Here is a 15,314-nt window from a genome sequence, read left to right as displayed (position 1 = left end):
CACGCTCTGTTCATGATGTCGTGATCAAAGTCAACCGGTCGTGATTGGCCAGTGATAGATGCATGCGGGTAAGGTTCGGGCATCATTAATCTTCAACCCTCAATGCCACGCGGAACAAAGTGAGCAGACCCATGACACCTTATCATTTGCCTAGCATGAAGCCATCACGCCTGAAATATGCCCGACTGGCCTTTTGCACGTTGATGATGTCAGCGTCGACCGCCTTTCGCACCAAGGCATAACAGACCCGATCCGGCCAATGAGTGCCTCCCTGTTCATTGGCCAAGCGGACCCCGTCTGACGGGTTTATGAGGATTTTTGTTCGTTCTAACCTCTGGCAACCTTTGGGTGGAAATTCTGGCCATCGCCTCGCCGCTTTTTCGGGGCGTGACCACCCTATGGGGATGCCGGCAACTCAAAGGGCCGGTCGCATGCATCCCTGAGGACAAGGATTGCCACGCACTTGCCCAATACGAAAGCCCGCGCATTGGCTTTCGGGCCCGAATGGTGGCTTCACCACACCGCCGCCATTTGGGCTCCTTTTTTTCTATCCCGCGCTTGCCTGTTTGAGGCTTGCTGCCAGATCCCCCTGTTTATGGATCCGGATATCGGACAGGCCCATCCATTGCACCATCATTTCAAGCTCTGCGATCAGTGCTTTGGCCACTTTTCCCTGATCAATTTTCGGTTCACCATGGCTGGCGAAGACTTCCAGAATGCCCTCCTGACGATTGGCCTTCAAGTCAAGCCGTGCCACCAACCGGTCGCCCATCAGGAAAGGCAGCACATAATAGCCAAACTGGCGTTTTTCCTTGGGCACATAAATCTCGATCCGGTAACGGAAGTTGAACAGGGACTCCGCCCGGTCGCGCATGAAAATCAGGGAATCAAACGGCGCCAGCAAAGCCTGACACTGGGCGCGCGCAGGGATGACAGCGTCCTTGTGCAAATAGGCCTGTTTGGCAAAGCCCTCCACCTCGACCGGCTCCAGAACACCCATCTCGACCAGTTCGGCAACCGCTTGCTTGCTGTCTTTGGGTGATAGACGGAAATAGTCGCGAAAACAGGCCTCGGTCCCGACACCGTGGCTGTGTGCACCGATCTCGATCAACTGCCGCTTGGCCTCAGCGGCGGGCAAGGTGCCTTGGGCCAGAATATCGGCGGGCAACACACGCTCCGGTATGTCATAAAGCCGGGCAAAAGTCTGCCGCCCCGCCGAAGTGATCCGGCCTGACCAGAACAGAAACTCCAGCGCTATCTTGGTGTCGCTCCAGCCCCACCAAGCCCCTTTGCCCTTGCGCTCCTTGTCCAGCGCTCCGACCCCGATCGGGCCTTGTTCTTCAATCGTGCGATAGACCGCTTCCACCCGCTCGGGATTTTCTTTCGCAAAGCGACCAATGCCACCCCACAGCCCCTGATGGCGCGCCGCATCCTCCATCCGCCAGCGAAGGGCCGGATACAGGGCCACGGGCAGGATCGAGGCCTCATGCCCCCAATATTCGAAATAGGCCTTCGGTTTGCTGAGGGACGTCACTTCATGGGCTGCCCGGTCGATCAGCTTGCGATCATAAGCCCCTAGCCGGGCAAACAGGGTGAGATAGTGCGCCCGGTCCAGCACATTGACGCTGTCGATCTGCAACAGCCCGATGGAATCGAAGATGGCTGCCAGATGGCGTTGATCCGGGCGCTTCAGGCCACGCATTTGGGGTAGAAAACCCTGCGCCTTCAAGGCGATTCGCCTTGCCTGTCGATTGGAAAGGGATTGCATGGTCATGTCGCTGTACCGAAACCTCAGCAAATAGGCGAAAATGCGGATGGAAGGGACGCAGGAGTCACGTCATGTGGCAGTGCCATTGGGCATAGTCCCTATCCTACAGAACAGGTCGCGTCAGGAAAGGTTAATTTTTCCAAGCATTGCCGGTGCTTTGCCTTTCACCTTGTCACCGAGTGGGTTAGTCTGGCATCAACAACAGACGGGCCGCGCCGCCCGGTCGGACAATGTGGGGCAGGCGCAGACATCACGAGAAGGGACTGTCAGAATGTCAATGTTGAAGAACTGGGTGATTCCCGGTGCCTTGGCCGTCGGGGTCGTCACTGCGATCAGTCTATATACCAAGACCGCGAAGATGGAGGCCGACCTGACCGAACGGGCGACTGCCATACTTGCCGACAAGGGGATGGATTGGGCAACAGTTACCTTTGATGGCCGCGATGGCGTGTTGACCGGTGTCGCACCGGAAGAGGGAGACAGCGCTTGGGCGGTTGAACTGATCGACATTGTTTGGGGCGTCCATGCCATCACCGACGAAACCTCCTTGCTGCCAACGCACTCGCCCTTCACCTGGGGGCTGGAGCGCGATGGCAACAAGCTCGCCATGATCGGTTACCTGCCTTACGATCTCTCCAAGAGTGTTCCGGCCGACATGCAAACGCTGTTTGATGGCGTCGTCTTCGCCTCCAGTACCGAAGCTTCGCGCGGCGCGCCGGATGGGATGGACAAAGTCGTTGCCCTTTCCGCTGATCTGGCTAGCCAACTGCCCAATGCCAAAATCATGCTGGTCGATGACACCTTGACCGTCACCGGCACGCTGGAAGACGGCAACAAGGATCATATCGAACTGTTCAACGCCATTCAGTCCCGACTGGCCGCCGCAGACCTCGGAGCCATCAAGCTTGACCTCAAAATTGCCGAACCCAAGGCCCCGGCCGAGGACACCGACAAGGGGGGCAGTGCAAAGGCAAAAGATGGTTTGCTGATCAGCCGCACCGAACAAGGGGTTTCTATTTTCGGCACGGTGCCGAGCGAGGAAATCAAAAACCAGCTTGTCGATCAGGCAACCCGTAAATTTGGTCAGACTGGCGTTAAGTTGGAGTTGGCGATTCAGGAAGGCGTCAAGATTGCTGGCCTTGGCTATGACGAGTTCAAGCAGGCCGCGCTGACCAGCCTTCAGGCGGTTTCCCGCCTTGATGCCGGGATTGCCGATCTCAGCCCCGAAGGCCTGTCGCTGAAAGGCGGGGCTTATTATGATGCCGCCATGCAGAAGGTGAAGGACAGCCTGACTGGCATCCTGCCGGACGGGTTCGCATTGAATGCGGATTTGTCGGTGGCCGCTCCCGGCGAAGTGGTCGATGCAGGTGTCTGCCAAACCCTGATGCGTGGTGCTCTGACGGACAATACGATCCTGTTCGACTCTGGCAAATCGACCATTTCGGAAGATTCCTTCGGTCTGCTTGATGGGCTGATTTACACCGCCCGCCGTTGCCCTGACAGTCGTATCCAGATTGCTGGCCACACCGACAGCGACGGGGACGATGCCACCAATCAGCAGCTGTCTGAACGTCGCGCCGATGCCGTGGTCGCCTATCTCAGCGAAGCGGGGCTGTCGCAAGACCGCCTCGAGCCGAAAGGCTATGGTGAAACCATGCCCGTTGAAAGCAACGACACTGCCGAAGGCAAGGCAAAAAACCGCCGTATCGAATTTGTCATTTTGGCTCAATAAGGTCCTGAGGAGATAGAAATGGGATATCTAATTGCAAATCTCTATCCATTGCTGCTGCTTGGGCTGGCTTTGGGTGCGGTTATCGGCTGGTTGGCCAGTGACCCTGAAAAAGACCAACGCTAGGGAAGGGGAGAAGATCCATGACCGCTCTATTCTGGCAGGAACTTGTCCTGATCATTTTCGCCGTCGTCATTGGCATGATGCTCGGTGGCTATTTCCGTCGCTACTTCTCTCCTGCCGCTGCAGACCAGCGCAAGGCAACCAAGGAGAAACTGGCCGCCGCAGCAGCCAGCACCGCCGTTGGCTCGGCCACTGTCTCCAAGCTGACCGACGTGAAGGACAAGGTCCTCACCAAAATGGCCGAAGCCCATCTGGAAGCCGAAGCTGAGGCCCTTGCCGCAAAGACCAACAAGGATCTGGAAGGCCAGACCGTCGAGGTCGACAAGGCCGTGCTGCGTGACATGACGGTGGTCGCGATCGAAGAAGACAAGGAGCCGCCGGTCGAGACGCCGGATGACGCGCATTTCGAGCAATATTCCGATGCGGATGCGAGCTTCCTGAATGATGAAATCGCCGCCAAGACCGAAGAGGCCCGTGAGGCCGTGGTGGAAGCTGCAAGTCTTGGTGCCAGCGATGCCGAATTGACCCAGTTGGGCACGGATTATGCCGCCGCCAGCGAAGCCGGTGATGCCAATCAGGCACCAAAGGCGGAGGAAACTGTCGAGGCTCCCTCTGCGGCAGAAAAAGCCGAAGAGGCCCGCGAGGCCGTGGTGGAAGCCGCAAGTCTTGGTGCCAGCGATGCCGAACTGACCCAGTTGGGCACGGACTATGCCGCCGCCAGCGAAGCTGTCTCTGACGAAGCAGGTATGGCTGCAGCCCTTGCTGCTCTGCCAGCCGACGCGTCCGATGAAGACCGCGCCAATGCGGTTGGCTCCCGTCCAACCCTGCTCAAAAAGCCCAAGGGTGGCAAGGCGGATGATCTCAAAAAGATCAAGGGAATCGGCAAGGTGCTCGAAGGCAAGCTCAACGATCTGGGCATCCATCACTTTGAGCAGATCGCCAACTGGAGCCAAGCGGAAGTCAATTGGGTGACCACCTTCCTCAGCTTCAAGGGGCGGATCGAACGCGAAGAGTGGATCCCGCAAGCCAAGGGCTTGCTCGCCGCAGCCGCGCCAACGACCAAAGCCCAAACGCCGGCAAAGGCCAAAGCCGCTCCCAAGGCAAAAGCCCCAGCAAAAGCAACTGCAGCAAAAACGGCTCCGGTAAAACCAAACGAGACGGTGGATCTTGCGGCTGAAGAAGCAGAGGTCGCTGCCGCCCTTGCTGCCCTGCCAAAGGATGCTTCAGCGGAAGACAAAGCCAATGCCGCCGGGGCCAAGCCGCAAATGCTGGCTGCACCAAGGGACAATGCTGCGGACGATCTCAAACGCATCAAGGGCGTTGGCAAGGTGCTCGAAGGCAAGCTCAACGATCTGGGCATCTATCACTTTGATCAGATCGCCAATTGGTCACGCAAGGAAATCAACTGGGTGACCACTTTCCTCAGCTTCAAGGGACGCATCGATCGCGAAGAGTGGATCGAGCAAGCCAAATTGCTGGCCGCCGGTGAAGACACAGCCTTCTCCAAGCGCGTCGACAAGGGTGAGGTGGACAGCTCGAAAGCTTGACATCCACAACTCTTGATTTATCTTGATCAAAAGCGACATGCCCCAGCAACTGGCTCTACGGGCATGCCGCTTTTTTTGTCTCTTGGAAACTGGCTCGACCTTTCGCACGCCAAGGCAACAAATCTCAATCGGAGCAACAGCATGACCCAAACCGCAGCAACCCAAGGCATTGACCATGTCGGTCTCACTGTTTCGGACCTGATGCTGAGCCTGTCCTTTTTTACCGATTGCCTTGGTTGGGAGCAGTTTGGTGGCAATCCTGATTATCCTTCAGCTTATGTGACAGACGGTACAGCGAAAATCACCCTCTGGCAGGTGAAAACCGATGATCCGACCAATTTTGACCGCCACCATAATATCGGCCTGCATCACATTGCCCTGAAGCTCCCCAGTGAAGAGGCGCTCTTGTCTCTCTTTAAACAAGTGAGTGAATGGCCGGATGTGGTCGTCGAATTTGCTCCGGAATTGTCCGGCAAGGGCCCCAAAAAGCATTGCATGCTGTATGAACCGGGCGGCAATCGCCTCGAACTGAGCTATGATCCACGCTGACGATCCGAGGGGCTGACAGGCGCCTTTTTCACGCATCCTGCTATCATTGACGAATGGCCTTTTGCCAGAAAAACGGGGATAGTGGGGTATGGCTTGCCTGTGATTGCCTGTGATTGCCTGTGATTGTCTGTGATTGTCTGTGGCACCCGCGATCAACGGGCTATTGTGCGAAATGGAGTCCAGCATGCTCAAAACCCGGTTCGCTCTTCCCTTCGTTGCCTTCTGCATCGGTTCGCTGTCTGGCGGGCGGCAAGCATTGGCAACTGACTGTGCAAAGCCGGTTGACTTTCTCACCTTGTCCCTCACCAAGACCAGCAATTCGGTGCATGATGCTCTGACGCAAGCCTATCCCGGCCTGACCATCAAGGCAGGCGCGGTGCATCTGGTGACAGGCGAGGTGGTTCCGCTTGAAGGACCGCGCAAGGTTTCCAAGCCGGAGCGGCTCGAAAACGCCACCATCGGCGACATGTTCGTCTATCGCTACCCTCTCGATTTCTCGCTTGAGCAGAGAAAGACCCCATTCCACGATCCCGGCCGGGTGCGCAACGAGGCTTTCTTCCGCGCTCTGATGTTCGACAACAAGTCTGCAACCCGCAAAAGCCTGACCACAGTGCGCTATCGCGGCGCAAAGCTGACGGCCAACTTCTCGGTGACAAAGAAGCATTGCGTTCATACCCAACTGGCCGCAGCGCTTGAGGAAATAGCCCTCCAAAAGCCAAGCCGTGACAAATATTTCCGCAAAATCGGTGGCAGCTTCAACTGGCGAGTGATTTCCGGTACCAAGCGCCTCAGTAGCCACTCCTTCGGCTCAGCAGTCGATGTGAACAGCCAGTTGGGCAAATATTGGAAATGGTTGGGTGTCAAACCCGGCAAGGCGGCACGCTATGACAATGCCATTCCGCATGAGATCGTCGAGGCCTTTGAACGGCGCGGCTTTATCTGGGGCGGCAAATGGCATCATTTCGACGGCATGCACTTTGAATACCGCCCGGAATTGATCCTCTATGCGCGCCTGATGGGACAATAGCACTCAAAACGGCTTGGCTCAGCGCCCTTGCGCTGCTCGCCGCAATCGATCGTTGATCGCTTCGCCCAGCCCCCCATTGGGAATCGGGGCGACCGCAATCGCTTCAACATCGTCGCGATCCAGCGCCCGCAGGGCAGCGAACAATTTTTGTGCCGCTTCCATGCTGTCACCACGTTCAGACAGATTGATCATGGCAACCGCATCGCTGGAATATTCAGGCAGCTCCGGCCCGAAAGCCAACAACGCTTCGCCATCTTCAATCTCGGTGGCATTCAAACGCACCGGAATGGAAGGCGCATAATGCGAGGACAGCATACCCGGCGATGCCGGTGTCTGATCGTTTGTTCCCGCACGGGCCAGCGGGCGATGCAGCACAGTTTCTATTGCATCAGTGGCGATCCCACCCGGTCTTAGCAAAGTGACCTGCGCACCATCGACACATAGTATAACGGTGGATTCCACACCGACCCGGCACGGGCCGAGGTCTGCGATAAAATCAATGCGCCCGGATAATTCTTCCAGCACATGCGCGGCACTCGTCGGACTAACCCGGCCAGACCGGTTGGCCGACGGGGCGGCAAGCGGCTTGTCAATCGCGGCCGACAAGGCTCGCATCAAGGGTGCATCCGGCACGCGCAAGGCCACAGTGTCGAGCCCGGCGGACGTCAGATCGGCAATCGGGCTGTCCGGCAGACGAGGCACCACCAAAGTCAAAGGTCCGGGCCAGAAGGCCTTGGCCAAAATCAGGGCTTCTTGATTGAAGAATCCATGGCGTTGGGCGGCAGTCAGGTTGGGCAAATGCGAAATCAGCGGGTTGAAACTTGGCCGATCCTTGGCGGCGAAAATCCCGGCCACGGCTTCCGGGTTGGTGGCATCGGCTGCCAGTCCATAGACTGTCTCGGTGGGGATGGCCACAAGGCCACCGTCGCTCAAACAGTCGCGCACACTGACAAAGCCTTCATCGCGGGCAAGGCTGTCGAGCGCCGCACCCGTGGCAGGGTCGATCAAACAGAGTTGCGGATGCCAGATTTCGGTCGGCTTGGTCATGGAGGCGGCTTTCCTTGAAGTAAGGTGGATGCTTTTTATAAGAGCCCTGTCAATCCGTCCAGCATTGAACGCAAAAGCAGGCGCTTCGCGTCGCAATTGCCCTTCAGGAAGTGGAAAAGCGCCTCTTTTGCTGCGAAGGAATGAACAACATTCCCTTGACGTACTCGTCAACATAGTTACTCTTCCTGATCAATAGGGGCACCTGAAGGTTGCCCGGACGATTGATCGGGGAGGAACAATCATGACTTATCGCACGCCTGTTGCGGATATGGCATTCACGCTCAAGCATGTTGCCGGTCTTGCAGAGATGCTCGGGGAGGGACTTTATCCCGACCTGTCGGACGATCTGGTCGATGCGATTATGGAAGAAGCCGGTCGCTTCAATACCGAAGAGGTCGCACCCAAGCTCGCCCATTCCGATCAGCATGGCTGCAGCCTCGAAGATGGCAAGGTGACCAACCCGCCGGGCTGGAAAGAGCTTTATCACGCTTGGGCAGAAGGTGGCTGGAACGCTCTGACCGGACCGGAAGAGTTTGGTGGGCAGGCACTGCCCCTGCAAATGGCCACTGCGGCCATGGAAGTCTGGAATCAGGGCTCGATGGCCTTTGCCATTGGTCCGACCTTGACCATGGGCTCGGTCGAGGCGATGGAACGGCATGCTTCCGACGACCTGAAGGCCAAATATCTCGAAAAGCTGGTTTCCGGTGAATGGATGGGCACCATGAATCTGACCGAGCCGAGCTGTGGCTCGGACCTGTCGGGTATGCGCACCCGCGCCGAGCCGGTGGGCGATGGCACCTACAGGATTTCTGGTCAGAAGATTTTCATCACCTATGGTGAGCATGACATCACCGACAATATCATTCATATGGTGCTGGCCCGACTGCCCGATGCACCGGCAGGCACCCGCGGTATCTCACTGTTTCTTGTGCCGAAATTCCTCGTCAATGAGGATGGGTCGCTCGGCGCGCATAATGACGTTCGGGCCGTCGGGTTGGAACACAAGATGGGCATCCATGCCTCGCCCACCTGCACGATGTCCTATGGCGACAATGGTGGGGCCATTGGCTGGTTGATCGGCGAGGAAAATCGTGGTTTGGCCGCCATGTTCACCATGATGAACAATGCCCGACTGATGGTTGGGATTCAGGGCGTGGGGGTTGCCGAACGCGCGTTCCAGATGGCCCGCGACTATGCTGCCGAGCGCAAGCAGGGCAAAAGCGTTACGGCCGCAAAAGATGCCGAGATGGAGCCGATCATCGTTCATCCCGATGTGCGTCGCATGCTGATGACCATGGCTGCGGCGACGGAGGCCATCCGTTCCATCTGCTATCTTTGCGCCAATGCTCTTGACCGGACCAATGCCGCCGCAAAAGCAGGCAATGGCGAACAAGCCAAGCTTTGGGGCGAGCGAGCTGGCCTTTTGACACCGATTGCCAAGAGTTATTCCACCGACATGGGCACCGAGGTCGCCTCGCTTGGCATTCAGGTTCATGGCGGTATGGGATTCATTGAGGAAACTGGCGCAGCACAATTGTTGCGCGACAGTCGCATCGCCTCGATCTATGAAGGCACCAACGGCATTCAGGCCATCGACTTGGTGACCCGCAAGCTGCCCCTGTCCGACGGTATGGCGGTCAAGGAACTGTTTGTCGAAATGGGCATCTGGGCCAAAAAGGCTGCCGAAAGCGAGGACGCGGTTCTGGCTGATGCAGGCGAAGAGCTGGGCGAGAGCCTCGAGGATCTGAACTTCACCACCGAATGGCTGCTATCCTGCCTGAAAGAAGGCCGCACCGAACTGGCGCTGGCAGGGGCGACCCCGTTCCAGCGCATGTTTGGCATCACCCTTGGCGGATGCCTGATGCTCAAGGGAGCGCTCAAGGCTGCGGAAAATGACGATCCTTCAGCGGCCCGCCGCAAGGCACTGGCCAGCTTCTTTGCCACCAACATAGCACCGGAAACCACCGCCCTTATGGATCTGGTGATCAATGGTGGCGACGCAACACTTGATAGCGACCTGATCCTTGCGGGCAACTAGCCGTCCACACCGTGTTAGATATCCAGAGGCGCCTCGGTTCTTGCCGGAGCGCCTTTTTTGCTGGCCAACTGGTGCGTTGGGGACAAGGCACTCAGCTCGGTTTTCGCGGGCGTCTTGAGCTTCCTAAGGAAATCTACTAGGCTATGAATTTGTTCCTATAGCATGTGACGACGTTCCCCGACGTTGTTTTTTGTCGCATGCCAATTGATATTGTCAAAATGATCTGGGGCGGTTTTTCGTGCCAGTTTTCAAATGAGGATTGAGCCCATGAAGTCAGGCAAGCATGTTGGCCTGTTTGCAGCAATTCTTTTTACGCTCGGCTTTCTGTATCAACCGGTGGTGCAGGCTCAAACTGCGGGCGAAATCGCCTTCTGGGAGACGGTCAGTCGCAATGCGTCACCGCGTATGCTGCGGCTCTATCTTGAAAAATATCCCGACGGGCATTTTTCCGACCTGGCCCGGGTGATGCTTTCCGATGACACGGCTTCGGATCCATCCAGCAGCCAGTCATCCCGTCCCACGCCGCGACCAGAATCCCAAAATGGGCTGACAGAATGTGATCGTCTGGCCACGCATCCCGATGATCCAGATGGAACAGGGGCGTCGGTGTCCTGGTCGCAATTGAAAAAGCAATCGGAAAGCGCCGTGCAGGCCTGCCTTCGGGCGGTCGAGAAAAAGAATGATGGCCGATCCAACTATCAGCTCTATCGCGCCTATCTGGCCAATGACCAACCCTCTTTTGGCAAGGACTATCTTCTGAAAGCGGTTCGCAAGGGCTATTCCCATGCGCGCTTCATGCACGCGCAGAATCTGGCTGATGGGGACGCGAGTTTCAACAAAGATATACCCAAGGCCGTGAGGTTGCATCTGGCCAATGCCCGTGACGGCAACAGCTTGTCCGCCTTTCGCGCTGGTTATTACCTCACGCTCAACAAGGATGTCCCGGCTGATTATGGCAAGGCCCTCCGGCTGCTCAAGCAGGCTGAAAAAGCTGGTCGCAAGGAGCCATTTTACAGCCTCGGCTGGATGCATTATGCCGGCAAAGGGGTTTCCAAGGACCCGCAGCGTGCCCGATATTATTATCGAAAGGCCGTGGAAGCTGGACGATTTGGCGTCAACTCTTCTCGCACCCGTCTTGCCAAGATGATCATGGCGGATGTGGAGAACCGTCAGCGCAACACCGTTCGACCTGTTGGCCTTTCTGGCATACGCGAAGCTGCCACCTTGTATCGGGATGCACGCACCAAGAAATCCAAGAGCCATTCGGACTATATCCGCTTTCTGTCCGAAGGCATCCGCAAGGCCCATTACAACATCGCCAAGGCCAGAGCCAATGGCAATGGACTGTCTCAGAATGACCGCCAAGCCTATCAAAATTTTGTCGCCGACATGGAAGGCCGTCTGATGAGGGCGTTGCCGGAACGGGCGAAGGCCTTTCCGTCGAAATACCGGCAGCATTCCAGCAAGGCCATCAAGGCCAAGCTCTCTTCCTTCCGCAAAGTCGGCACACGCTCCGAAAACCGCATCAGCACGATGAAGCGTTTCCAGTCCTGGTACTTCAAAAACAAGCAGGCCATGAAGAATAGCGGCGGCTCGTCCAAATATTGTTTGCGTACAAAGGCCAAGGCCAATCGCGACAACTGGTATATGCGGATTACCAACAAATGCCCATTCCCGATGACTGCCTCTGTCTGGGTCAAGGTAACCTCGGAAGGCAGAAAGAAGCATGAGAGCACCAAGACGGTTCGGATCCCTGCCAATGGCTCCAAGACCCGCAAGGTCTATTATCGCTACACCAGTCGTGCCATCCGATCCACAAGCCGCATGCGGGCCTGTTTTGAACGATTGGGGGCCCCATTCGACATCAGGGGAGCCAAGTTCAAATGCAAGGGTGTGCCCAGCACGGCACGTCAAACATCCGTTGAACTGTCGCAAATTATGAGCAATCTTCGCTCGGTTGAAAATGATCTTGTGTCCGGAAAATTCTAGGCCCCACGCCAAGAGCATAAAAGAAAAGCGCGGATCTCGGATCCGCGCTTTTTGTTGACTGACAATCTGACGGTTTCGGCGCGTTGGCCTGTCTACTGGCTTTTGGCAGTCTGCTGCATCTGGTTGTCGTTTGCAGCGGCCTTGGGCTTTGACGGAGCGGTGTCTGCGGTTTTCATCTGCTTGCCGACAGTGATCATCAACAGCTTGTTCGGGTTAAGCAGTTGGGCGGCCACACGTTTGGCATCCTCAAGGGTCACTGCCTCGATATAGCTGTTGCGGCGTTCGAAATAGTCTTTGCCGAGCTCGGAATTTTGCACAGCGACCAGCTGACGAGAGATTTTCGACGAGCTGTCAAAGCGCAATGGATAGCTACCGATGAGGTACTTTTTCGCCTCGGCCAGTTCCTCTGCGGTCGGGCCATCCTTGGCCATGCGGGCGATTTCCTGCTTTAGCAGCATGATCGCCTGCTGGGTATTGTCGGTACGGGTCGACATTCCGCCGCCAAACAGGGAAATATGATCGAGATCGGCAAGATAGCTATAGACCCCGTAGGCAAGGCCGCGTTTCTCGCGCACTTCGTTGTAAAGGCGAGATGAGAAGCTGCCTCCACCCAGAACGTGATTGACCAGATAGGCGGGGAAGAAATCGGGATGCTTGCGATCGATGCCCGGCGCGCCAAACCGAATCGTCGTCTGTGGCGCGTCAAACGGCACTTCGATCAACCCGGTGCTGGAGAGCGTCACATCTTCGACCACTTTCAGCGCACCTTTTTCTGGCAGGGGCGCAAAAACCTGATCAAGGATCTTGGCCAGGCTTTCTGCATCAATCGCTCCAACCACTCCAATCGTCAGATCCTGACGGGTAAAGATGGACTTGTGCATGGTCGTCAGATCGTCACGGCTGATGGCTGTGAGGCTCTCAACGGTGCCGCGTGATGGCTTGCTGTAGGGATGACCCGGATAAGCCGCTTCGCCCCAGGCCTTGGCAACAATCGTCTCCGGTTGGGTGGAGGCGCGACGCACCGAGGAGATCCAGGTTGCCCGCATCCGCTCAATCGGATCGGCATCAAAGCGCGGCGCCTGAACGGCTTTGGCCAGGAGATCGAAACCGGCTGCCTGATTGGGGGTCAGAATTCTCAAAGAACCGAAGAATCGGTCGCGTCCCGCATCAAAGCCGAGTTTGATCGCATCCTTTTCCAAAGCGGTCTGAAAGGCCTTGGCATCCAGATCCGCAGCACCCTCGTCCAGCAGGCTGGTCAGCATATTGACCGTGCCTTCCTTGCCTTCGGCATCCTGTGCCGTGCCACCGGCAAAGGAAAAGTCCATCGAGATGATCGGAACAGTATGGTCCTCCACCAGCCACGCTTTAATGCCGGACGGTGAGGTGACTTCCTGAATTTCCTGAGCTTTGGCAACAGACAGGCCGATCAGCATGGAAAGCGTTGCGATGAAAGTCACCAAGGTCAGATAGACCTTTGAATTGAGTTTGCGCGACGCGGATGGCTGCGGGGCACGCGGATGGCTGTCGGCCTTCGATCTCTGGAAATGAGGGCCATGGTGAAAGGCAGCTTTATTGGTTTTCATCAGGTGATTCCCTTATCCTTTGATTTCGGTCTTCTGGGACGGTTTCGGCTTGGGATGTCCCTGAGGTCGCGATTGCGGTGCAGGTACCTTCGATGAGTCTTTCGGGGCGTGTTTTGGCATCGACATCTTGCGCGCCTTTGGACCGGGCAGGGTCACTGCGTCCTTGTCTGCTGCAGGCTGGGCTTTCGACTGAGTCTCAGCACTGGTCTCTACTTGAGCGTCATCCTCTGGCTTTGCCACCATAGGCTTGGTATCGGCCGACTGCATTGGCTGCGCAGCTTTTGCGTCCGCGTCTGATGCTTTGACCATTTTTTCCGCTTCCGGTGGCAGCAAGTAGCCGGTTACCGAGCGATGCTCCTGAAAATAGGTTTTGGCAGCTGTGACCACCTGATCCGCCGTTGCTCCGGCAAGGCGCTGTGGCCAGCTTTTGATTCGCTCCAGTGTCGAGCCCGAGGTCAGGTTTGTGCCAACAATCCGCGCCAGAGTTGCCTGATTGTCCTGCGCAAAGAAGCCATCAGCCAGCATCGAGCGTTTGGCGCGTTGCATTTCCTCATCGGTGACCCCGTCGGCAATGAGCTTGGCAATCTCTCCTTTGATGGCAACGAGCACATCCTCGACATTTTTGCCTTCAGCGGGGGAGCCATAGAACAGGAAGCTTGTATCATCGAGGCCGCCGGACATGTAAAATGCCCCCGCAGACGTCGCGACCTTCTGCTTGATCACCAAAGACTGATAGAGTCGGGAATTGGTGCCGGAACCCAAAATGTAGCCAAGAATATCAAGGGCTTCAGCTTCCCCCGGTGCGGCGGAGGTTTCCGAAGGCGTCATGTATGAGCGTCGCACACTGGGTTCGCGTACCCGCTCGTGGCGCAAGGTGACGGTACGGGCAGTGCGCTGCGGCGGTTCGGAAACCCGAATTCGCTGCGCGATATCGGCACGTTTGGCAATTTTCCCGTAAGTCTCTTTGGCCAGTGCTTTGACTGCATCCGGGGTGACGTCCCCGGCGACAATCAGGATGGCATTGTTGGGTGTGTAGAACTTCTTGTAGAAATCGAGCGCGATTTCGCGGTTCAATCCCTTCATTTCATGTTCCCAGCCAATGATCGGAATGCCATAGGGGTGATTGCGATAAAGCGCAGCGCCCAACGCCTCGCCCAACTGGGCTGCAGGGTTGTTGTCAATCCGGCTGGCGCGTTCCTCGAGGATCACCTGCAATTCAGGTTCGACCTGTTCCTTGCGCAGTTCCAGATTGATCATCCGGTCTGCTTCCAGTTCCATCATCAAGCGCAGATGCTGTTTGGCAACCCGTTGAAAATAGGCGGTATAGTCTTGCGACGTGAAGGCATTTTCCTGCCCGCCGATCGAGGCCACGATTTTGGAAAACTCCCCGTCCGGATGGGCTGGAGTACCCTTGAACATCAAATGCTCGAGAAAATGCGCGATTCCCGACTTGCCCGGTTCTTCGTCAGCTGCTCCGACCTTGTACCAGACCATATGGGTGACCACGGGCGCCCGATGATCGGGAATCACCACCACCTGCATGCCATTGTCCAGCGAGAAACTGGCAAAATTGCTGCCAAGCTCTGGCAAATTGGAAAGATCCGAGCCCAGCAACGCGGAAACAGAAGGCGTGCCGCTTGTCTTGGCTTCGGTCTGATTGCTGGTTGGGACCGACGGGGGAGCGGCGGAACCTGCCACTTCGGCCGACGACAACATCGTGCTGCCAAGAAAGCCACCAGCCACTAAGACCGTCAACAGGGCCAGTTTCGGGGAACGACTGTTAAGCAAGGAGCGAATTGGCATCAAACCTCCACCATTCGATTGATTGCGATCCCCCACATCGCCTGCTGTCACCGGTGCCCGGCTTTCCATGGTGATTGTGACCATGGGGTTGCTGGGTGCCGAACGGGGGCA

General features: G+C 56.8%; 10 protein-coding genes. 6 read left to right on the top strand and 4 right to left on the bottom strand.

All coding sequences use genetic code 11. The features are described from left to right. Window positions 1-547: 547 nt before the first annotated feature. Window positions 548-1,774 carry a crosslink repair DNA glycosylase YcaQ family protein gene (locus FDK21_RS11980; protein WP_138148695.1) on the bottom strand — a complete coding sequence of 409 codons (1,227 nt, stop codon included), beginning with the start codon at window positions 1,772-1,774 and terminating at the stop codon, window positions 548-550. 265 nt (window positions 1,775-2,039) lie between these two features. On the opposite strand from FDK21_RS11980, the gene FDK21_RS11975 reads away from it, so the two are divergent. From FDK21_RS11975 to FDK21_RS11960, 4 genes are all read left to right on the top strand, one after another. Beyond that, a complete protein-coding gene (locus FDK21_RS11975; protein WP_171022056.1) occupies window positions 2,040-3,500 on the top strand; it encodes an OmpA family protein in 1,461 nt (486 codons plus the stop codon). Window positions 3,501-3,640: 140 nt separating this feature from the next. Then, a complete protein-coding gene (locus FDK21_RS11970; RefSeq protein ID WP_138148693.1) occupies window positions 3,641-5,167 on the top strand; it encodes a hypothetical protein in 1,527 nt (508 codons plus the stop codon). Between the two features lie 141 nt (window positions 5,168-5,308). Further along, window positions 5,309-5,716: a VOC family protein gene (locus tag FDK21_RS11965; protein ID WP_138148692.1), complete on the top strand. Its 408-nt coding sequence runs from the start codon at window positions 5,309-5,311 to the stop codon at window positions 5,714-5,716. 184 nt (window positions 5,717-5,900) lie between these two features. Beyond that, complete coding sequence (locus FDK21_RS11960) at window positions 5,901-6,743, top strand: M15 family metallopeptidase (RefSeq protein WP_210238763.1); 843 nt, start codon at window positions 5,901-5,903, stop codon at window positions 6,741-6,743. Window positions 6,744-6,761: 18 nt separating this feature from the next. On the opposite strand, the gene FDK21_RS11955 is transcribed toward FDK21_RS11960, so the two are convergent. Continuing rightward, window positions 6,762-7,790 carry an L-threonylcarbamoyladenylate synthase gene (locus FDK21_RS11955; protein WP_138148691.1) on the bottom strand — a complete coding sequence of 343 codons (1,029 nt, stop codon included), beginning with the start codon at window positions 7,788-7,790 and terminating at the stop codon, window positions 6,762-6,764. A gap of 241 nt (window positions 7,791-8,031) precedes the next feature. Between FDK21_RS11955 and FDK21_RS11950 the strand changes: the two genes are divergently transcribed. Beyond that, window positions 8,032-9,828: an acyl-CoA dehydrogenase gene (locus tag FDK21_RS11950; protein ID WP_138148690.1), complete on the top strand. Its 1,797-nt coding sequence runs from the start codon at window positions 8,032-8,034 to the stop codon at window positions 9,826-9,828. Window positions 9,829-10,095: 267 nt separating this feature from the next. After that, the gene (locus FDK21_RS11945) at window positions 10,096-11,817 is read left to right on the top strand and encodes a tetratricopeptide repeat protein (protein ID WP_171022055.1); all 1,722 of its coding nucleotides are present in this window, start codon (window positions 10,096-10,098) and stop codon (window positions 11,815-11,817) included. A 92-nt stretch (window positions 11,818-11,909) separates the two neighbouring features. Here FDK21_RS11945 and FDK21_RS11940 read toward each other — a convergent pair whose 3' ends face one another. Continuing rightward, window positions 11,910-13,400 carry a pitrilysin family protein gene (locus tag FDK21_RS11940; RefSeq protein ID WP_138148688.1) on the bottom strand — a complete coding sequence of 497 codons (1,491 nt, stop codon included), beginning with the start codon at window positions 13,398-13,400 and terminating at the stop codon, window positions 11,910-11,912. A 12-nt stretch (window positions 13,401-13,412) separates the two neighbouring features. Further along, complete coding sequence (locus FDK21_RS11935) at window positions 13,413-15,287, bottom strand: pitrilysin family protein (protein ID WP_138148687.1); 1,875 nt, start codon at window positions 15,285-15,287, stop codon at window positions 13,413-13,415. Window positions 15,288-15,314: the final 27 nt, after the last annotated feature.

The organism is Cohaesibacter sp. CAU 1516, assembly GCF_005771485.1.
GTDB lineage: Bacteria > Pseudomonadota > Alphaproteobacteria > Rhizobiales > Cohaesibacteraceae > Cohaesibacter > Cohaesibacter intestini.
This window is presented reverse-complemented; position numbering and strand designations above follow the sequence as displayed.